General features: G+C 70.6%; 21 protein-coding genes. 8 read left to right on the top strand and 13 right to left on the bottom strand.

Annotated features, from left to right (window positions below; all coding sequences use genetic code 11):
• Window positions 1-56: 56 nt before the first annotated feature.
• The gene (locus VIL67_RS01330) at window positions 57-482 is read left to right on the top strand and encodes an Lrp/AsnC family transcriptional regulator (RefSeq protein WP_332047040.1); all 426 of its coding nucleotides are present in this window, start codon (window positions 57-59) and stop codon (window positions 480-482) included.
• A gap of 330 nt (window positions 483-812) precedes the next feature.
• On the top strand, window positions 813-1667 hold the full coding sequence (locus VIL67_RS01325) for an MBL fold metallo-hydrolase (RefSeq protein ID WP_332047039.1): 855 nt from the start codon (window positions 813-815) through the stop codon (window positions 1665-1667).
• 41 nt (window positions 1668-1708) lie between these two features.
• Here VIL67_RS01325 and VIL67_RS01320 read toward each other — a convergent pair whose 3' ends face one another.
• The 4 genes from VIL67_RS01320 to VIL67_RS01305 form a co-directional block, all read right to left on the bottom strand.
• Window positions 1709-2611: an NAD(P)/FAD-dependent oxidoreductase gene (locus VIL67_RS01320; protein WP_332047038.1), complete on the bottom strand. Its 903-nt coding sequence runs from the start codon at window positions 2609-2611 to the stop codon at window positions 1709-1711.
• Between the two features lie 79 nt (window positions 2612-2690).
• Window positions 2691-3833 carry a thiolase C-terminal domain-containing protein gene (locus tag VIL67_RS01315; protein WP_332047037.1) on the bottom strand — a complete coding sequence of 381 codons (1143 nt, stop codon included), beginning with the start codon at window positions 3831-3833 and terminating at the stop codon, window positions 2691-2693.
• Between the two features lie 4 nt (window positions 3834-3837).
• Complete coding sequence (locus tag VIL67_RS01310; RefSeq protein ID WP_332047036.1) at window positions 3838-4248, bottom strand: Zn-ribbon domain-containing OB-fold protein; 411 nt, start codon at window positions 4246-4248, stop codon at window positions 3838-3840.
• A gap of 83 nt (window positions 4249-4331) precedes the next feature.
• On the bottom strand, window positions 4332-5015 hold the full coding sequence (locus VIL67_RS01305) for an ArsR/SmtB family transcription factor (RefSeq protein ID WP_332047035.1): 684 nt from the start codon (window positions 5013-5015) through the stop codon (window positions 4332-4334).
• A gap of 104 nt (window positions 5016-5119) precedes the next feature.
• On the opposite strand from VIL67_RS01305, the gene VIL67_RS01300 reads away from it, so the two are divergent.
• From VIL67_RS01300 to VIL67_RS01290, 3 genes are read left to right on the top strand one after another with little or no spacing between them, the layout of a single operon-like run.
• Complete coding sequence (locus VIL67_RS01300) at window positions 5120-5428, top strand: NIPSNAP family protein (RefSeq protein WP_332047034.1); 309 nt, start codon at window positions 5120-5122, stop codon at window positions 5426-5428.
• Window positions 5425-5760: an antibiotic biosynthesis monooxygenase family protein gene (locus VIL67_RS01295; protein ID WP_332047033.1), complete on the top strand. Its 336-nt coding sequence runs from the start codon at window positions 5425-5427 to the stop codon at window positions 5758-5760. Before VIL67_RS01300 ends, VIL67_RS01295 begins: the two co-directional genes overlap by 4 nt.
• Entirely contained in the window at window positions 5757-6185 is a 429-nt protein-coding gene (locus VIL67_RS01290; protein ID WP_332047032.1) for a DUF1810 domain-containing protein, read from the top strand. The genes VIL67_RS01295 and VIL67_RS01290 overlap by 4 nt, the downstream gene beginning before the upstream one ends.
• Window positions 6186-6189: 4 nt before the next feature.
• On the opposite strand, the gene VIL67_RS01285 is transcribed toward VIL67_RS01290, so the two are convergent.
• From VIL67_RS01285 to VIL67_RS01275, 3 genes are read right to left on the bottom strand one after another with little or no spacing between them, the layout of a single operon-like run.
• The gene (locus VIL67_RS01285; protein ID WP_332047031.1) at window positions 6190-6573 is read right to left on the bottom strand and encodes a hypothetical protein; all 384 of its coding nucleotides are present in this window, start codon (window positions 6571-6573) and stop codon (window positions 6190-6192) included.
• Window positions 6570-7592, bottom strand: a complete 1023-nt coding sequence (locus VIL67_RS01280) for a phosphotransferase family protein (protein ID WP_332047030.1) — start codon at window positions 7590-7592, stop codon at window positions 6570-6572. Before VIL67_RS01280 ends, VIL67_RS01285 begins: the two co-directional genes overlap by 4 nt.
• 2 nt (window positions 7593-7594) lie before the next feature.
• Window positions 7595-8890 (bottom strand): cytochrome P450, encoded by a 1296-nt coding sequence (locus VIL67_RS01275; RefSeq protein ID WP_332047029.1) that lies wholly within the window; start codon window positions 8888-8890, stop codon window positions 7595-7597.
• Window positions 8891-9051: 161 nt separating this feature from the next.
• Between VIL67_RS01275 and VIL67_RS01270 the strand changes: the two genes are divergently transcribed.
• Window positions 9052-10125, top strand: a complete 1074-nt coding sequence (locus tag VIL67_RS01270; protein WP_332047028.1) for an Rv3169 family protein — start codon at window positions 9052-9054, stop codon at window positions 10123-10125.
• Between the two features lie 4 nt (window positions 10126-10129).
• On the opposite strand, the gene VIL67_RS01265 is transcribed toward VIL67_RS01270, so the two are convergent.
• The 6 genes from VIL67_RS01265 to cpaB are packed head-to-tail and all read right to left on the bottom strand — an operon-like array spanning window position 10130 to window position 16926.
• The gene (locus VIL67_RS01265) at window positions 10130-11080 is read right to left on the bottom strand and encodes a type II secretion system F family protein (RefSeq protein ID WP_332047027.1); all 951 of its coding nucleotides are present in this window, start codon (window positions 11078-11080) and stop codon (window positions 10130-10132) included.
• Between the two features lie 13 nt (window positions 11081-11093).
• Complete coding sequence (locus tag VIL67_RS01260) at window positions 11094-12053, bottom strand: type II secretion system F family protein (protein ID WP_332047026.1); 960 nt, start codon at window positions 12051-12053, stop codon at window positions 11094-11096.
• A complete protein-coding gene (locus VIL67_RS01255; protein WP_332047025.1) occupies window positions 12047-13462 on the bottom strand; it encodes a TadA family conjugal transfer-associated ATPase in 1416 nt (471 codons plus the stop codon). The genes VIL67_RS01260 and VIL67_RS01255 overlap by 7 nt, the downstream gene beginning before the upstream one ends.
• A complete protein-coding gene (locus VIL67_RS01250) occupies window positions 13462-14664 on the bottom strand; it encodes a CpaE/TadZ family protein (protein ID WP_332047024.1) in 1203 nt (400 codons plus the stop codon). The genes VIL67_RS01255 and VIL67_RS01250 overlap by 1 nt, the downstream gene beginning before the upstream one ends.
• A gap of 4 nt (window positions 14665-14668) precedes the next feature.
• Entirely contained in the window at window positions 14669-15982 is a 1314-nt protein-coding gene (locus VIL67_RS01245; protein ID WP_332047023.1) for a type II and III secretion system protein family protein, read from the bottom strand.
• A gap of 14 nt (window positions 15983-15996) precedes the next feature.
• The gene (cpaB, locus tag VIL67_RS01240) at window positions 15997-16926 is read right to left on the bottom strand and encodes a Flp pilus assembly protein CpaB (RefSeq protein ID WP_332047022.1); all 930 of its coding nucleotides are present in this window, start codon (window positions 16924-16926) and stop codon (window positions 15997-15999) included.
• Between the two features lie 183 nt (window positions 16927-17109).
• Between cpaB and VIL67_RS01235 the strand changes: the two genes are divergently transcribed.
• Together VIL67_RS01235 and VIL67_RS01230 are read left to right on the top strand one after the other, a co-directional pair.
• On the top strand, window positions 17110-18039 hold the full coding sequence (locus VIL67_RS01235) for an aldo/keto reductase (protein ID WP_332047021.1): 930 nt from the start codon (window positions 17110-17112) through the stop codon (window positions 18037-18039).
• Between the two features lie 13 nt (window positions 18040-18052).
• On the top strand, window positions 18053-19264 hold the full coding sequence (locus VIL67_RS01230; protein ID WP_332047020.1) for a CoA transferase: 1212 nt from the start codon (window positions 18053-18055) through the stop codon (window positions 19262-19264).
• Window positions 19265-19276 lie beyond the last annotated feature (12 nt).

Genomic DNA, 19276 nt, shown 5'->3' with positions numbered 1-19276 from the left:
CGGCGGATTGCGCAGGTATTCTGGGCGAGTCGACGAACACTGCGGACGCTACGACGATGGACGACCTTGACGAGCACTTGCTGGCGCGGCTGCGGGAGAACGCCCGCGCGCCGGTGGCCGAACTGGCCCGGGGACTGGGCCTGTCGCGCACGACGGTGCAGAGCCGGCTGGCCAAGCTGGAGCGGGCCGGCGTGATCGCGGGCTACGCCGTCCGGCTGTCGGAGAAGCACGAGGCGGCGCGGGTGCACGCCTTCATCATGCTGACGGTGGAGCCGAAGCAGGCTGCGGCGGTGACCAGCGCGCTGAAGAAGATGTCCGGCGTGCGCCGGCTGCAGTCCGTGAGCGGGCCGTTCGACATGGTGGCGACGGTGGATGCGCCGAGCGTCAGCGAGATGGACGCCCTGATCGACGAGATCGGGGCGCTGCCCGGCGTGGAGCGGACCAACAGCTCCATTGTGCTGTCGACGAAGTTCGACCGGTAGGGCGAAAAGCCCTCTCCCTCCGGGAGAGGGTTGGGTGAGGGCGGCTCGGCGTGTGGTCGGGCAAGGCGTTGGACCCGGGTCCAACGGGAGCGGCGGCGGGTCGTCCTGCGCCGCCCTCACCCTGCCCTCTCCCGCACGCGGGAGAGGGAAATTGGTGGCGGGGCGGCTCGGCGTGTGGCCGGGCAGTGGGTTGGACCCGGGTGCAACGGGAGCGGCGGCGGGTCGTCCTGCGCCGCCCTCACCCTGCCCTCTCCCGCACGCGGGAGAGGGAAAATCGCTGGCCGGCGGGGGATGGGCGGTGCAGCCTTCCGGCCAAAGGGAGCGCCGCACATGACCCAGTGGACCGTCGGGGACGTCAGGATCACGAAGATCCATGAGCACGACATGGCCGCGCCGGTGGAGTTCATGTTCCCGGGGGCCACGACGGACGAGCTCAAGGCCATCGACTGGGCGCAGCCCTACGTGGACGAGAACGGCCACGCGAAGATGAGCGTCCATGCGCTGGTGGTGGCGACGCCGACGCTGAAGATCGTGGTCGACACCTGCGTGGGCAACGACCGGCAGGGGCGCAGCCTGCCCATGTGGAACGGGCTGCAGACCCGGTTCATGGAGGACTTCCGGGGGGCAGGGCATGCGCCGGAGGAGATCCAGGTGGTGCTCTGCACGCACCTCCATTCCGACCATGTGGGCTGGAACACCCACCTCAAGGACGGCGTCTGGACGCCCACCTTCCCAAACGCCCGCCACCTGATCGACCGGCGCGAGTTCGAGTTCTGGCAGGCGGACGAGGCGGAGAGCTCAAAGGCGATGCTGGCCGACAGCCTGCAGCCGATCTTCGCGGCGGGGCTGGTGGAGTTGATCGACGCCAGCTCGGCCTACCGGGTCTGTCCGGAGGTGCAGCTGGTCCCCACGCCGGGCCATACGCCGGGGCATGTGAGCGTGCTGATCCAGTCGGCGGGCGAGACGGCGCTGATCACCGGGGACTTCATGCACCACCCCTGCCAGATCGCCCGGCCCGAGTGGAACGCCGTGTCGGACGCCGCCCCGGACACCGCCTGCGCCACCCGCCGGGCCGCGCTCACGGAGGCGGCGCAGGACGGCCGGCTGGTGATCGGCACGCACTTCCCGACGCCCACCGCGGGGCGGGTGAAGCCGGACGGCCGGGCCTGGCGGTTCGAGAGCTAGATCAAAGCCCTCCTCCTCGGTGGAGGAGGGGAGACCAACGGCTAGGCGCTGGCCCGCAGGCGGTTGTGGATGTCGGTGGCGGCGGTGGCGGCCTCGCCCTGGGCGGTTGAGATCTGGTTGAGGCCGCGGACCACGTCACCGGCGGCGTAGAGGCCGGGCACGGTGGTCTCCTGGTGGTCGCCGACCACCAGGCGGCCGCTCTCCTCCAGCTTGGCGCCCGCCTTCATCGCCAGCTGGGTGCGGGGCGTGACGCCGAGCGCCGAGTAGATCACGTCGAACTCCCGGGGCTGGCCGTTGAAGGAGAGGGCGGTGATGCGGCGCTTCTCCAGGGCGACGCTGTCGACGGCGGTCTCGATCAGCTCGATGCCGTCCGCGGCGAGGCGCTGGCGCTCCTCGGCCGGCAGGGCGTCCGGGGCGCCCACGTGGATCAGGGTGACCTGGTCGGAGTAGGTGGTGATGAAGCGGGCCTCGGCGGCGCCATGGGCGTCGTGGCTGAGCACGCCCACCCGCTGGCCGATCACCTCGTACCCGTCGCAGATCGGGCATATGCGAACCAGGCCCTTGGACACGGCCGCGTCGAGGCCGGGCAGGTTCGGCTCGTTGTCCATGACGCCGGTGGCGAGGATCACGGTGCGGGCGCGCAGCTCGCCGATGGTCGTGCCGGCGACGAAGAGGTCGCCGTCGCGCTTCAGGTCCTCGACGCGGCCGAGGCGGAACTGGGCGCCGTATTTCTCGGCCTGGGTCCGCATGCGGGCGAGCAGGGTCTTGCCGCGGATGCCCGCTGGAAAGCCCGGATGGTTGTGGCTGCGCGGGATCCAGCCGGCGCGGCTTGCGGCGGAATCGATCACCAGGAAGTCGCGCCGGAAGCGCGCCAGGTAGATGGCGGCGGTGAGGCCGGCGGGGCCGGCGCCCACCACCAGGCAGTCGAGAATCTTGTCACCCATGGCGGGTGCGCAACGCGCGGCGGGGGCGCCGGCTCCCTTGATCCTCCCGCGTCTTGTGACGCGGGAGGAGGAGATCCCGTCAGGGCGCCTCGTTGGAGAAGACCACCGTCCCCGAAGCGGCGAACATGCCGCCGACCCCGTGGGCCACGCTGACCTTGGCGCCGGGCACCTGCGCCGGGGCGGTCCCGCGCATCTGCCGGACGCTCTCCTGCAGGGCGTACATGCCGTACATGCCCGAGTGCATGTAGCTGAGGCCGCCGCCGTTGGTGTTCAGCGGCAGCTTGCCGCCCATCGCCGTGTTGCGCTCGCGGATGAAGTCCTTGGCCTCGCCGGGCTTCACGAAGCCGAGGTCCTCCAGGCCGTAGAGCGGCAGGTGAGCGAAGGCGTCGTAGATCATCAGGTGATCAACGTCGGCGTGGCTGATCCCCGCCTCGTCGAACGCCTTCTTGCCGGAGATGCGGAAGGCGGTGGACGAGGTGAAGTCGTACATCTGCGAGACCATCGGCGTCTCGACGCTCTCGCCCGTGCCGAGGATGTAGACCGGCTTCTGCGGGAAGTCCCTGGCCCGGTCGGCGGAGGTGAGGATCAGGGCGCCGCCGCCGTCGGTGACCAGGCAGCACAGCAGCTTGGTGAACGGCCAGGCGATCATGTCCGACGAGAGCACGTCGTCCACGGTCAGCGGGTCCTTGAAGCTGGCGCGCGGGTTCTTCGCCGCCCACTCGCGCTGGATGACCGCGACGTTGGCGAGGTCTTCCTCGGTGACGCCGTAGGTCTTCATGTAGCGGAGCACCGGGACGGTGAACATGGTGGGCGGGCCCACCACCCCGAACGGCAGCTCGAACTGGCCCATCAGGCTGGACGGCGAGCGGGCGAAGCCGCCGGCGCCCACGCGGGAGCGGCCGCTCTCGCCGTGGGTGATCAGCACCGTCTTGCAGAGGCCCTCGTTGATCGCCGCCGCGGCATGGCGGACGTGCAGCATGAAGGAACAGCCGCCGACCGAGGTGCCGTCCGCGTAGGTCGGCTTGATGCCGAGGTAGTGGGCGAGCTCGACCGGGCTGATGCCGGCGGTGGCCACGCCGTCGATGTCCGACGGCTTCAGGCCAGCGTCGGCCATGGCGTTCAGGGCGGCGTCGGCGTGCAGGCCGATCACCGACACGTCCGGGATCTTGCCCATCTTGGTGGTCTCGGCCGCGCCGACGACCGCAATGCTCTTCGGCTTCATGCGCTCAGCCCTCCGCCGGGGTGAAGAAGGGCAGGGTGATGTCGTCCGTCTGCTTCTCGAAGACGACCTTCACCGGCATGTCGAGCTGCAGGGCCTGCGGCGTCTGCGGGCAGCCCACGATGTTCGTCATCATGGTGGGGCCTTCGTCCAGCTTCACGACGGCGATGGCGTAAGGGTCCGGCCCCATGTCCGGTCGCGGGCGGTGGTTGATCACATAGGACCAGAGCACGGCGCGGCCGCTGGCGGGGAACACCTCCACCTCGCGGCTGCCGCACTTGGGGCAGAACGGCCGGGGCGGGAAATAGGCCCCGCCGCCGCAGGTGGAACAGCGCTGGAGGCGAAGCTCGCCTTCCTTGCAGCCGTCCCAGAAATGCCGGGTCTCCGGCGTGGGCTCGGGCAGCATCCTTGGTGGCATGAAATCGTCCCTATGAAATTGGTTGTTCTGGAAAGGGCGGCAGGAAAGCCGAGGTTGGCGGGCTTGTCACCCGTCTGCGCAGCTCAGAACGGGGGCGCGCCGAACGCCCGTCGGAAGGCGGCCTCGCCAGGGGCGCTGAACTGCACGACCCGCGTGCCCTCCAGTCGCCGCGCCCAGCCCAGGGCGTAGATGCGCGACAGCAGGGCGGCGCCCATCACGCCCGCCAGGTGGCTGCGCCGGACGCTCCAGTCGAGACAGGCCTTGCAGACCGGACGGCGGGCGGGCGCCGAGAGGTCGAGGCCGAAGTCCCGGGCGAAGGCGCGGCCGTCATCGGTCAAGGCGAGGGCGCCCTCGTGATCGGCGATACGGCCGCTGGCCACCAGGGCGTCCAGCATGGCCACGCCGAAGTCGCCCGCCAGATGATCGTAGCAGACCCGGGCCCGGCGAAGGGCGGGGTCCCGCGGTCCGGGCCGGCTGCGCAGGTGGCCCTCCCGCCCGGCCAGCAGGATCAGCTGCTCGATGGCGTCGGCAACCTCCTGACCGGCGAGAGCGAAGTAGCTGTGACGGCCCTGCCGGCGGCGGGTCAGCAGGCCGCCGGCCTCGAGTCGGCCGAGATGGCTGCTGGCCGTCTGGGCGGTGACGCCTGCCTCGCGGGCGAGCTCGCCGGCGGTGAGCGCCTGGCCGCCCATGAGCGCCGCCAGCATGTTGGCGCGCGCAGGATCGCCCAGCAGGGCGGCGATGCGGGTGATGTCCGGCCCGAGCCTCATGCCGGCAGCATAGCGGCAGATCGGCGGGGATGCTTCGGCGCAGATCGAAGCATGGCGGCGGCGGCGAGGGATAGGTCTGCGGCCTCGCCAACCGGAGCCTTCCCATGACGGTGACCTGCTGCATCCACTACGAAATCGACCCGTTCCAGCGCGACGCCTTCGAGGCCTATGCGCGAAACTGGCTGAGCATCATCCCCGCCTGTGGCGGCGATCTCCTCGGCTATTTCCTGCCGCACGAGGGGACCAACGACGTCGCCATGGCGCTGATCTCCTTCGACAGCCTGGCGGCGTACGAGGCCTATCGGGCCCGGCTGAAGGCCGACGAACGTGGGGGCGAGAACTTTCGGATGGCTCAGGAGAAGCGGTTCATCCGCTCGGAGCGGCGCACCTTCCTGACCCCGGTGACGGCATGATCGCCGTGATTTTCGAAGTGGTCCCGAGCGCCTCCGGCCGAGGCCGCTATCTGGAGCTCGCCGGGGACCTGGCCGACACCCTGGCCGGCATGGAAGGCTTCATCTCCGTGGAGCGGTTCGAGAGCCTGGCCAGTCCGGGCAAGCTCCTGTCGCTGTCGTTCTGGCGTGACGAGGCGGCCGTGGCGGGTTGGCGGCGGCTCGAGGCGCACCGCGCGGCCCAGGCGGAAGGGCGCGCGGGTGTGTTCCGCGACTATCGCCTGCGGGTCGCCGCCGTGCTGCGCGACTATGGGCTGGACGCCCGCGATGGGGCGCCGCCAGATGCTCCGCGATGAGCGACCTCTTCGATCTCGGCCGGTTCGTGGCGGCGCAGGCCGGCGTCCATGAGCGGGCGTTGGCGGAGCTGAAGGCCGGGCGCAAGCGAAGCCACTGGATGTGGTTCGTGTTTCCCCAGCTGGCCGGGCTGGGCGCCAGCCCGATGGCGCAACGCTACGCGATCTCCGGTCTCGACGAGGCCCGAGCCTATCTGGCCGACCGGGTGCTTGGGCGCCGGCTGCTCGCCTGCACGGCGGCGGTGAACGCGGTGGAGGGGCGGACCGCACACGAGATCTTCGGCAGCCCCGACGACCTGAAGTTCCGATCGTCCATGACCCTATTCGCGCAGGCGGCTCCGGAGGAGGCGGCGTTCGCCGCGGCCCTGGAGAAGTACTTCAGCGGCGAGCCGGATCGGCGGACGCTGGAACTGCTCCGGACGTCATAGGACCTCAGACCAGCGACACCGACAGCTTGCGGCGCTCGGTGGACGCCAGCAGCTCGGCCCAGATGGCGTCCTGTCGGGCGACGTCGCCGGCGGCTTCGGCGTCGGCCTGCGAAGAGATCAGGGCGGCGCGGAGGCGGTCGTTCTCTGACTTGAGGGACGAGAGGCGGAGGTCCGCGTCCTGGCCGCTTTCGCCCAGCAGGGCCCGGATGGCGCGGTTCTCGGCCACCAGGTCGGCCGCCTGCCGGTCCCAAACCTCCGCGGCCAGGTTCAGCAGCATGGCGGTGAGGCCGAGGTTGCTGGCGCGCTCGGCGGGCGGCGCGTCCGGCATGGTGTAGCGCAGGGCGAGGTTGGCCAGCTCGGCGAGGACGGCGGGGACCGGAGGGTTCATAGCTTGCCCATGACCTTGAGGATCGCCCGGTCCTGGGCGTTGATCAGCCACCAGGCCGGATAGATCATGATCGGCTCCCGGTTGCCGCCGTTCAGGAAGGCGCGGGCGGACCCGACCCAGATCGCCTGGCCCTTCACGCAATTGAACAGCGTCCACCAGTGCAGGGCCGCGGGATCGGCCTTCAGGCCGGAGGCGCGTTCCCAGATGGCGACGGCGTCCGCCTTCGGCAGCAGGCCGCCGGCCACGTCCGGCCGGCCGAAGCCCCAGACCGGGTTGAAGCTCCAACCCAGGTCCTCCAGCGGATCGCCCAGGTGGCACATCTCCCAATCGAGAATCCCGTGGATCTCGCCGGCGGTATCGAACAGGAAATTGCCTGTGCGGTAGTCGCCGTGGACGACGCCGAGCTTCTGGGCCGGCGGCGGCGGGTTGGCCTTCAGCCAGCGGATGGCGGCCCGGGTGATCGGCAGGGGCTCGGCCTCGTCGTGGTCGAGGACGCCCTCCCAATGGGCAAGCTCGCGGGACCAGCAGGCGTCCAGCGCCGGCGCTTCCATCACGTCAGTCAGGCGCAGCGCGGCCGGGTCCGCCCGGGCGATCTCGCCCAGGATGGTCCACTTCCGCTCGGCGATCCTCGGCAGGACCGCGTCGTAGGCGCCGGAGAGCAGCATCTGAGGGGCGGCCTGGAAGCCGGCCAGCTCCTCGGCGATGAAGAAGGGGTGGTCGAGGGGGCCGTCGCCTTCCTCCAGCCAGAGCATCTCGGGCACCGGGACCGCCGAGCCGTGGAAGGCGCGGTAGGCGGCGAACTCGATCCGCCGCTCGGTGTCGATCAGGCTGGCGGGCGGGTCGCGCCGCAGGATCATCCGGCGCTCGCGCGCCCCGGACGCGTCCGTCCAGCGGGCGACGAAGCGATAGGTCTCGCGACTGGCGCCGCCGGAGATCCGCTCCAGGCCCTCGACGGCCACCTCGCAGCCGAGCTGGCCGGCGATATAGGCCGCGACGCGCGGCTCCAGGGGGTGAGCCACGGTCAGGCCAGCTCGAAGCGGATGGGCAGGCGCTTGGGGCCGTTGACGAACAGGGCCTGGCTCATGGCCGGCTCGCCGTCGAGTTCCACGGACTTCAGCCGGGGCAGCAGTTCCTCCCAGAGGATCCGCATCTCCATCTTGGCCAGGTGCTGGCCCAGGCACAGGTGGGCGCCGTAGCCGAACGCGGCGTGGCGGTTGGGCTTGCGGTCCGCCTTGAACGTGTCCGGGTCCTCGAACACCGCATCGTCGCGGTTGGCCGAGGCGTAGCAGAGCATCAGCCAGTCTCCGGCCTTCACGTCCCGGCCGGCGAATTCAACGTCCTGGGTCGCGGTGCGCATGAACGTCTTCACCGGCGTGGTCCAGCGGATGGACTCGTCGACCAGGGCGGGGATCAGCGACAGGTCGGCCTTGACCTTGGCGAACTCACCGGGGTTCTGCGCCAGCGCCCACATGGCCCCGCCCACGGACGACGAGGTGGTGTCGTGCCCGGCGGTGGCGACGATGATGTAGTAGCTCATCGCCTCCAGGTCGGAGATCGGCTGGCCGTCGACCTGGCTGTTGGCGATGACGCTGGCGAGGTCGTCGGTGGGGTTGGCCCGCTTCCGCTCGGAGAGCTCGCGGAAGTAGTTCGAGAAGTCGATGATCACCCCGATGTCGAACTCGCGCTCCTCCGGCGGTTTGCCCAGCGCCTCGGCGTCGCGGGTGAGCTCCGGATCGGTGGCGCCGAACAGCTCCTGAGTGAGCTTGAGCATCCGCGGCTCGTCGCTCTCGGGCACGCCCAGGATGCTCATGATCACGTGCAGCGGATAGTGCAGGGCCACCTGATTGACGAAGTCGCAGCGGCCGCCCGAGGCCGCCATCTTGTCCACGGCGGCGCGGGCGATCACCCGGATCTGCTGCTCGAGCCCCCGCAGGTTGGGCGGCATGAACCAGGCCTGGGTGAGCGCGCGGTACTTCGGGTGGTCGGGGGCGTCCATCTGCACGAGGGTGCGCAGGAGGTGGGGGCTGCCGCCCATCATTTCGCGCACCTTGCGGTCCATGGCCTGGGTGGTGAAGGTCGTAGCCCTGTCGCCGTTGTGGAACAGGTCGTTCTGGCGGCTGATCTCCAGCAGATCCGCGTGGCGGGTGACGACCCAGAACGGGTCGATGCCGGGGATCTCGGCGACGCCCAGAGGCTCATGCTTCCTGAGCCAGCGGTAGGTCTCGTAGATGCGGCCGTCGGCGTAGGCGGCGGGCTCGATCAACCCAAGCGCCTTGTCCTGCGGGATGCGATGATCCGCAGCGGTCATCACGCTCATGTCGCCCTTACGCACGCCGCCGGAGCGGGCGCGCCTCCCTTGTCTTATGGCGTTTGCGCAACTTTGATACGCGCCCGGCAGAAGCCGCAAGACTGACCCGGGGGAAGGTCTCCTAGCGAGGCGGAAGCGGCCGGCGCGCAGACGCCGGCGAGGGAGGGGACATGCTGACCAAGGGCGACGATTTTCCCATCCACCAGACGCCCGAGCCGATCGCCTATGCGGGTTCGGACCGCAACTTCTACGACCGCTACTTCTTCAACGGCTGCTCGCCGGACGGGGCGGACTTCTTCGCTGTGGCCTTCGGGGTCTATCCGGCCCTGAACGTGGCCGACGCCCACTTCTCGGTCATCCGCGGGGGGACGCAGCATTGCCTGCATGCCTCGCGGGTGCTGGGCATGGAGCGCATGGACCTGACGGTGGGCCCGATCGCTATCGAGGTCCTCGAGCCGCTGCAGAAGCTGCGGGTGACGGTGAGCGGCGAAGGGCTGTCCGCCGACCTGGTGTTCGAGGGGCGGTCGTTTCCCATCGAGGAGCCGAGGTTCGTCAAGCGGCTCGGGCCGCGGCTGTTCATGGACTACACCCGCCTGACCCAGAACTGCCGGATCTCCGGCTGGGTGGAGGTGGACGGCGAGCGGCGGGAGCTTTCCGGCTGGACCGGGACCCGCGACCGGTCCTGGGGCATCCGGCCGGTGGGCGCCCCCGATCCACAGCCCACTCCAGGCGCGGGCCTCCAGGGCTTCTTCTGGCAGTGGACGCCGATCAACTTCGCCGACCGCAGCGTCTTCTTCCACATCAACGCCGACCCGGATGGCGCGGCCTGGAACACGCGGGCGGTGATCCTGCCGGACGGCTCAGGCCCTGAGGGCGGATGGCACGCCGAAGCGCCGCGGATGGAGGACGTGGACCTCATCCCGGGCACGCGCCACGCGAAGGGTGGGACACTGAAGATCCCGCTGGCCCAGGGTGAGGCGACGGTGCGCCTGGAGCCGGTGAAGACCTTCCTGATGAGGGGCATCGGCTACGGCGGCGAATGGCGGCACGGCGCGCTGAAGGGCGAGCTGGCCGTGGCGCGCGAAGACATCGACCTGGCGTCGGCGGACATGGCGGCCATGGAGCACCTGCACATCCAGGCGATCAGCCGCGCCACCTACGAGGCGCCCGGCGAGGCGCCGCAGCAGGGGGTCGGCGTCTTCGAGCAGCTGATCCTGGGGCCGTACAGACCCTACGGGCTCTAGCCGGCTACTGGGCGCCGAACACCTGCATCAGCCGGGCGGCGGCCGGCAGCATCAGGGCGCCCAGCAGGCACGGGAAGATGAACAGGATGAGCGGGACGGTCAGCTTGGCCGAGAGCGCCAGCGCCTTCTCCTCGGCCTTCAGCATCCGCTTGGCGCGCATGTCCTGAGAGAACACCGACAGGGTGTCGCCCAGGCTGGTGCCCATCTCCTCGGCCTGGCGCAGCATGGTGGCCAGCGAGCGGGCGTCCTCGATGCCCAGCCGGTCGGCGAACCCGCCCCAGGCGTCCTTACGGGCGCGGCCGGCGCGAAGCTCGAGCACCAGGAAGCGCAGGTGCACCGTGAGGTTGGGATAGCGCCGGGCGAGTTCGTCCGTCACGCGACTGACCGCGGCGTCGAGACCCAGCCCCGCTTCGACCGAGGCCACCAGCATGTCGAGCATGTCCGGGAACCCGTCCGAATACTCGCGCTCTCGCGCGGTCTTGCGCGACTTCAGCACCTGGTCGGGGCCCATGATCGCGCCGGCCGAGAGCACACAGGCTGCGAGCAGCCCGCCCATGCCCGCCTGGCCTCCGATGATCATCGGCAGGGTGAGCACGACGCCGAGGGTTGCGACCACCAGGGCGGCGGCCTTGACGCCCAGGAAAATGACCGGCGCTTCGCGATTGTAGAAGCCGGCCTGCATGAGACGGTTCCGGAGCAGGGACAGCTTGGCGGGATCGCGGACGGCGCTTTGCTGGCCGAGCCGGCGGACGGTGTCGAGCAGCTGGCCCCCGATCGCGGCGGGGTTTTTCGGCTCGGCGACGGTGGGCGCCCCGCCGCCAGAGCCCGCAGCCGCCAGCCGCACCCGGCGCGCAGCGCGCAGGCGAAGCTCGGTGGCCGCCACCCAGGCCGCGCCGCCGCCCGCGCCGACCACGAGCACGAGGCCCATGATCCAGATGAGGGTCTGAAGCTGCAAAGCCGTCATCGGACTAGAGCCGCATGTCGATCATGCGCCGCATGACCAGGTTGCCGAGGAGCATCCAGAAGCCGAGCACCCCGATGCCGATCTGCACGAAGCGCTCGTGGATGACGTCGCCGTAGAAGTTCGGCGAGGTGATCATGATGAAGCCCAGGGCCACGAAGGGCGCGCCGGTGAGGATCATCGCCGAGGCGCGGCCCTCCGCCGAGGCCGCCTTGATCTTCAGCCGCATCTTGTGACGCTCGCGCACCGTATTGGCGTTGAGTTTGAGGAGGCCCGTGAGGTTGCCGCCGGCCCGCTCCTGCAGGCGCACGGTGGCCGCGAACAGGTCGACGTCCGGATGCTGGCAGCGCTCGGCGATGCGCTCCACCGCCTGGGCCAGCGTCGCGCCGTAGGAGATCTCGTCGGCGGCCATGCCGAATTCGCTGCCGATGGGGTCGGCCATCTCGCGGCCGACCAGGGCGATGGCGGTGGGCACCGGGTGGCCGGCCTCCAGAGAGCGGACGATGATGTCCAGCGCCTGGGGCAGCTGGAAGCCCAGCTTCTTGGCCCGGTCCCCGGCCTTGAACTTCAGCCAGAAGTAGGGGCCGCCCAGGCCGGTGATCAGCATCACCGGCAGGGCCAGCAGGTACACCTTGGTCAGCGTGGCCACGCAGAACCCGGCCGTCACGCCGCCCACGGCCGACATCATGATCCACTTGCGAGGTTCGTATTTCACGCCGGAGGCGACGATCAGGTCGGAGAGCCAGCGCAGGCGCTCGCCCTTCTTGCCCTCGGCGTTCAGGCCGCGCTGCTTGCGCAGTTCCATGACCAGGGCGGAGACGCCGTCGACCTTCTCGGCGACCTTGAGGCGGGCGTTCAGCTTGCGCTTCTGCCCGGCCACGGTGAGCAGGCCGATGGCGCCCTGTGCGGCGGTGAAGACCGCGGCGAAAACCAGGATCAGGAATGCGGTCTGGGCGAGGCTCAGCACTGCAGCAGCACCTTGGACGGATCGAAGTTCGCGGTGTCGTAGGGGATGCCCCGGCGGGTCATCTCGTCGAGGCAGCGGGGGCGTAGGCCGGTGGCGCGGAACTCGCCGTGCACCGTGCCGTCGGGCGCGGTGTGGGTGCGGTTGAAGGTGAAGATGTCCTGCATCTGCACCACGTTGCCCTCCATGCCGACGATCTCGGTCACGTGGGTGATCTTCCGCTTGCCGTCCGGCAGGCGCATGGCCTGGATGATCAGGCCGATGGCCGAGGCGATCTGCGAGCGCATGGCGTCGGGCGCGATATTCATGCCGCCCATGGCGATCATCTGCTCCAGGCGGCCGATGGCCTCGCGCGGATTGTTGGCGTGGATCGTGGCCATGGAGCCTTCGTGGCCGGTGTTCATGGCCTGCAGCATGTCGAAGGCCTCTTCGGCCCGGACTTCGCCCAGGATCACCCGGTCCGGACGCATCCGCAGCGCGTTCTTGACCAGCTCGCGCTGGCGGATCTCGCCCTTGCCTTCGATGTTCGGGGGCCGGGTCTCCATGCGCACTACGTGCGGCTGCTGCAGCTGAAGTTCGGCGGCGTCCTCGATGGTGATCAGCCGTTCGCCCTCGCTGATCGCCGCGCTCAGCGCGTTCAGCAGGGTGGTCTTGCCCGAGCCGGTGCCGCCGGAGATCACCGTCGACACCCGCGCGCGGACGGCCCCGTAGAGGAAGTCGGCCAGGCACTGGGGCATGGCCCCGACCTCGACGAGCTTCTCCAGGGTCAGCGGCTTCTTGGAGAACTTCCGGATCGAGACGGCCGCGCCGTCGATGGCGATCGGCGCGATGGCGGCGTTAACCCGGCTGCCGTCGGCGAGGCGGGCGTCGACCATGGGCTGGCTCTCGTCGATCCGCCGGCCCACGGCGGCGACGATCCGGTTGACGATGCGCAGCAGGTGGTCGTTGTCGCGGAAGTGGACGGGGGTGAGCTCCAGCTCGCCGCGGCGCTCCACATAGACCTGGAAGGGGCCGTTGATCAGGATGTCGTTGATCGACTCGTCCTTGAGCAGCGGCTCGATGGGGCCGAGGCCCACCATCTCGTCGTAGATCGACGCGCCCAGCTCCTGGAGCTCGGCGTTGTTCAGAGCCATCCGCTCGGCGCGGGCGAAGTCCGCGGTGAGCTTCATCACCTCGCGGCGCAGGTCGGCTTCCGACAGCTTGTCGAGCTTGGCCAGGTCGAGTTCGTCGATCAGGCGGGCGTGGAGGCGCAGCCGCATGTCGATCTGTTCGTTGCGGCGCGCCGCGGCGGCCGGGCTCGTTTTCGGCTTAGGCGGCGGAGCCGGCGCCGCAGCGACCGCCGCAGCCGGTGCCGGCGCCGCTTCGGGTTCGAGCGCCGTCGCCGGCGCTCGGGCGAGGCTGAAGCGGCCCATCAGGCGGCCCTCCGGGCGCCATGGACGTCCTTGCGGCTGGGCTCGGCGGCGAGCCGCTCCACCAGCGCCTGCACGTCCTTGACGATCTTCGACTTGGGCCGGTGCTGGGCGATGGGACCGCCCAGGTTCACGCTGGCGGCGGCCGCCTCCCAGTCCGAGCTGACCCCCGCGTCGGCCTTGCGGCCGAGCGCGCGCTCGGCTTCGGACATGGAGGGCGCCGGGCCGAACATGCGGCTGGCCAGGCGGTTGAGCACGATGCGCGGCTTCTGGTCGGTCCCGAGGGACTCCTCGATCTCGTCGGCCAGGGAACGGGCCGCGAGCAGCGCCGGCACGGTCAGTTCCGAGACCACCAGGATCTCGTCGCACCCGGAGAGCGCCTCCAGGGTCCAGCTGCGCCGGTGGCGCGGCATGTCGAGGATCACCCACTCGTAACAGTCGCAGGCCACCTCCAGCATGCGCAGCACGGCGTCGCGCCCGATGGCGTCGAAGGCGCCGGGCTCGCGCAGGCCGGCGAGCACGTCGAGCTGCTTGCTGACCGGCGTCACGAAGGCCTGCAGCATGGAGGCGTCGATCCGGTCGGCCGCGACGCCCATCTCGGACAGGCGCATGGCGGGCTGGGCGCCGAGGTAGGCCGCGGCGGCGCCGTCGGCGAGGTTGAGGTCGATCAGGCAGACGCCCTTGTCCTTGCCCGAACGGGCCGCAAGCGCGGTGGCCATCTCTACCGCCAGCGTCGTTGCGCCGGCGCCGCCCACGGCGCCGGTGACCGCCCAGCAGCGGGAGGAGACGGCGCTTGGCGCGGCGGCGGGCGCGGCGGCGACGGCCAGCAGGCCGGCGATGGCCTGAACCGCCTGTTCGGTGGAGAAAGGCGCCTCGAGCACGTCGGAGCGTTCGAGCCGCAGCAGATTGCGAACGACGGTGGTGGGCAGGCGCTCGCCGGCCAGCAGCACAGCGGGGGCGGCGGGCGCGGCGGCCAGGGACTGGAGCGCCTGGGCCAGCGCGGGCGCTTCCCAAGCGTCGGCGTCGATCAGGACCAGATCGCAGTGTGTGGTGCGCGCAGCCGCCAGGCGATCGAGCCCGGCCTCCTCGACCACAGCGCCAGGCACGGCGGCCTGCGCCAGGTCGGCCATGGCGCCGCCCAGCGCGAGGAGGCGGCGGCCTGAGGCGAGGGGCGCGTCGGCCCCGGTCTTCTTGGACCTCAGCATCGGCTCACTTCGCTTTCTTGATCGGATCCCGCGGCAGCGGCTTGTCGAGGGCCTTGCCCAGCAGGATCAGGTCGATGGCGCTGGGCTCGCTGCCGCCCACGGTCGGCTTGGCGTGCATGTCCTGGGCGGTGGCCAGGCGCGGCGTCACCACGATCACCAGCTCGGTCTCGTTGCGCCGCCAGCGGCTGGAGCGGAACAGGGCCGAAAGGACCGGGATGTCGCCCAGCAGCGGGAACTGGCGGATGGTGTTCTGGTAGTCGTTCTGCAGCAGGCCCGCGATGGCGAAGGCGTCGCCGCTCTTCAGCTCGACCGTCGTGGACGTGCGCCGGGTGATCAGGCCCGGCACGGTGACGCCGTTGACGCGCAGGCTGTTGGCGGGATCCAGCTGGCTGACCTCCGGGGCCACCGCGAGCTTGATCAGGCCGTTGTCCTGGACCACGGGCTGGAAGTCGAGCTTCACGCCGTAGGTGCGGAACTCGAGCGTGATCTTGTCGAGGTCCTGGGGCACCGGATAGGGGAACTCGCCGCCGGCCAGGAAGCTGGCCTTCTCGCCGGAGACCGCCACCAGGTTGGGACGCGCCAGCGTGCGGACGACGCCCTTCTCCTCCAGAGCCTGCAGCTCCAGGTCGAACGTGATGTCGCCGGAGCGGGCGAGGCCGCGCAGCACGCCGTTGGCGGGGTTGTTGCCGATGAGGCCCGTGCCGTAGCCGAACGCCCAGTCGTTGCCGCTGATCAGGCCGGAGAGGCCGAACTCCTGCAGCGCCGAGCGCGTCGCTTCCAGCACCCGGACCTCGAGCACCACCTGCTGCGAGGCCTTCACGGTCATGGTCGACGTCACCGCCTCCGGGGCGAAGCGCTCGGCGATCGCCTTGGCCTTGGCGGCCACGTTGGGCGTGGAGACCTCGCCGGTGAGCAGCAGGCCCTCGCCCAAGGTGTGGACTTGCACCGGCTCGCCCGGCAGGGCGCGGCGCAGGTCGTCCTGCAGCGCGGCCGCGTCGTAGCCGACACGGACGTCGATCACTTCGCGCAGGCGGCGGTCGGGGCCGTAGACCAGCAGGTTCGTCGAGCCGTACTCGCGGCCGCGGACGTAGAAGCTGTGGTCGGTGGTGGCGACGATCTCCGCGGTGTCGGGCTGGGCCACCACGATCTTGGAGGCCGGCAGGTCCAGGCGGAACGACAGGGACTTGTCACGCGGGACCTGGATCACCCGGCTGGGCGCGGCTTCCGAGGGGAAGACGTCGGCGCTCGCCGTCGCCGGGGCGGCGGCGGAGAGCAGGGCGACCGTGGCGCAGAGCGCGCCGGCGAACTTGCGGGACATGCGGGAACTCACTCTCAGTCGGCCGTCGGCGCGGGCGCAGAGGCCGCGGCGGCCTGGGTCGGCGCAGCGGCCGCGGGTTTGCGGGCGGGGCGCGCGGCGCGGCCGCCTCCGCGGCTCTCGCCCTCGACGATCTGGATCAGGCGCGGACCCTCGGGCGCGGCGGCGCGGGGCGCCGCGCGGCGAACAACGGCCTGCTGGGGCGCGGGACGGGCGCCCCCAATGCGCACGGAGGCGGTCTGGGCGATTTCGGCCGAGCCGGTGCGGCGGAGCGCCAGCGACAGCTTGCCCATCTCGCCCGCCACGGCGAGCTTCTGGCTGTCGGGCACGCCGACCTCCAGGGTGGCCGTATTGGGCGTAGCGGGCTTGGCCTCGGAGGTGTCGAGATTGAGGTCGACAGCCAGCACGCGGACGTTCTGCAGCACCACCTCCGAGACGTAGCTGCGGGTGTCGGCGGTCGGCGTCAGGTCGCGCATCAGGACCACGTCCACCCGGTCGCCGGGCAGTGCGTGGCCGCCGACCCCGGTCACGTCGTCAACCTTGATGGTGTAGGCGCGCATGCCCTCGGCGATCTCGGCGGCCACAGAGGCGCGGGCGCCCGGGCCGGAGATCTTGGCGGGCAGCAGGGGCTCGCGAGCGGCCAGAGGGCCCAACACCACAGGGGGGCCGCCCTTGTCGGCGGTGAGCACGGCTTCGGTGGTGGCGAAGGCGCCTTCCGGGACCGCGTTCTTCGGCAGCTGGATCACCGTCAGGGCGCTGGCGTCGAGCTTGTCGCCGAACTTCAGCGCCTTGGCCGCGACCACCACGGGGACGCCCTCGACGGGCTGCACCGCGGCCGGCGCGTCCTTCGCCTCGGCGGCGTTGGGGAGCACCGTCTTGGCGACCACGAGGGCCGCTAGACCCAGGGCCGCGGAGGCCCCCAGACTGACGATCGTGACGACCCGCATAAGGTACGCCTCACTCAAAAAAGCCTTTTCAGATCGTAAGGTTAGCGAGCCCCCGCTTGCGATATCCCCAACGGACATAGTGAACGCCGCCGCAAGCATTCTGAAGGCTTAGCCAGCTCAGCACTGGCGGTCGCGGCGGCATCGGCTAGGCTCGCGGTCCGCCAGGAACACGAGGAGGGGACGATGGAGCTTCGACGGCTGGGGAATTCAGGCCTGAAGGTCAGCGCCGTGGGCCTGGGCTGCAACAACTTCGGCATGCGCATCGACCAGGCGCAGACCCAGGCGGTGGTCGACGCCGCCATCGAGGCCGGGATCACCTTCTTCGACACCGCCGACATCTACGGCGGCACGAAGTCGGAGGAGTTCCTGGGCAAGGCGCTTGGCCCGCGCCGCAAGGACGTGATCGTCGCCACCAAGTTCGGCATGGCCGTGGGCGGCGATGCGGCGAAGAGCGGCGGCTCGCGGCGCTGGATCATGCAGGCGGTGGAGGACAGCCTCCGCCGCCTCGGCACCGACTGGATCGACCTCTACCAGCACCACCAGCCAGACCCCGACACGCCGGTGGACGAGACCCTGCGCGCGCTGGACGACCTCGTGACCCAGGGCAAGGTCCGCTACATCGGCAACTCCAACTACACGGGCTGGCAGATCGCCGACGCCGACTGGACCGCGGCCGGCCAGACCAGGTTCGTCTCGGCGCAGAACCTCTACTCGCTGCTGGAGCGCAAGTCGGCCTTCGAGGTGCTGCCGGCGTGCGAGCACTTCGGGCTGGGCTTCCTGCCGTTCTTCCCGCTGGCGTCGGGCCTGCTGAGCGGCAAGTACCGCCGTGGCGAGCCGCCGCCGGAGGGGACGCGCCTGGCCGCCTGGGGCCAGCGGGGCCAGCAGGCGATGAACGACCGCAACTTCGACAAGGTGGAGGCCCTGACCGCCTGGGCGGAGGCGCGCGGCCACACCATCCTCGATCTCGCCTTCGCCTGGCTCCTGGGCCAGCCGGTGGTCTCCTCGGTGATCGCCGGCGCGACGACGCCCGAGCAGGTGCGAACCAATGCGGCCACCGCAGCCTGGAAGCTGACGCCGGACGAGGTATCGGAGGTGACGAAGCTGGTCGGCTGAGCGGGGACGAACGATGTACGAGCTTCTGAAAGGGCTGCGCGTCGTCGAGGGCTCGGCCTTCGTGGCGGCGCCGACCTGCGGCCTATACCTCGCCCAGATGGGTGCGGAGGTGATCCGCTTCGACAACATCGGCGGCGGACCGGATTTCCGCCGCTGGCCGCTGCACGAGAACGGCGCGAGCCTCTACTGGGAGGGGCTGAACAAGGGCAAGAAGTCGGTGGCGGTGGATCTCGGCCGGCCGGAGGGGCGCGAGATCGCCCAGCGCCTGGCGGCTGCGCCGGGCGAGGACGGGGGCCTCTTCGTCACCAACTTCCCGGTGGAGGGCTTCCTCTCCTACGAGAAGCTGCAGGCGCTCCGCCACGACCTGATCTGCGTGCGGGTCATGGGCTGGGCGGACGGCTCGCAGGGCATGGACTACACCATCAACGCCGCCCTGGGCCTGCCCCAGATGACCGGGCCGGTGGGCGACGAGCGGCCGGTGAACCATGTGCTGGCGGCCTGGGACCTGCTGACCGGCGCCTACTGCGCCTTCGCCCTGGTCTCGGCCCTGCTCGCCCGAATGCGCGGACAGGGCGGCCGCGAGATCCGCGCGCCGCTGTCGGACATCGGCGCCGCAACGATGGCCAACTTGGGCTTCGCGGCCGAGACCTGGCTGAACGGCCAGCAGCGGCCGCGGATGGGCAACGACGTCTTTGGCGCCTTCGGGCGGGATTTCACGACCAAGGACGGCGAGAAGCTGATGCTTCTGGCGATCACCCCCAAGCAATGGTCGAAGGCGCTGGAGGCGCTTGGCATCGGCTCGGAGGTCGCTGGCCTTGAGGCGGAGATCGGCGTCTCGTTCGCCGACGAGGGCCTGCGGTTCACCCATCGCGACCGGCTCTATCCGCTGTTCGAGCGTGCTTTCGCGCGCAAGACCGCCGCTGAGCTTGCCCCGGCCTTCGACGCCGGCGGCGTCACCTGGGGAGCCTACCAGCCGCTGGAGGCGGCGCTGGAAGACCGGCGGCTGTTCAAGGACAACCCGCTGTTCGAAGCCATCCAGCACCCGAGCGGCCTGACCTACCCCGCGCCCGGCGCGATGGGCACGATCCCGCAGGACCGCCGCGGTCCGGTGCGCCCGGCCCCACGGCTCGGCGAGCACACCGACGAGGTGCTGGCCGAGGTGCTGGGCCTGGGTTCGGGCGAGATCGCCCGGCTGCACGACGCCGGTGTGGTGGCGCAGGCGTGAGCCTGGCGGCGG

This window comes from Phenylobacterium sp. (genome assembly GCF_036563385.1).
GTDB lineage: Bacteria > Pseudomonadota > Alphaproteobacteria > Caulobacterales > Caulobacteraceae > Phenylobacterium.
This window is presented reverse-complemented; position numbering and strand designations above follow the sequence as displayed.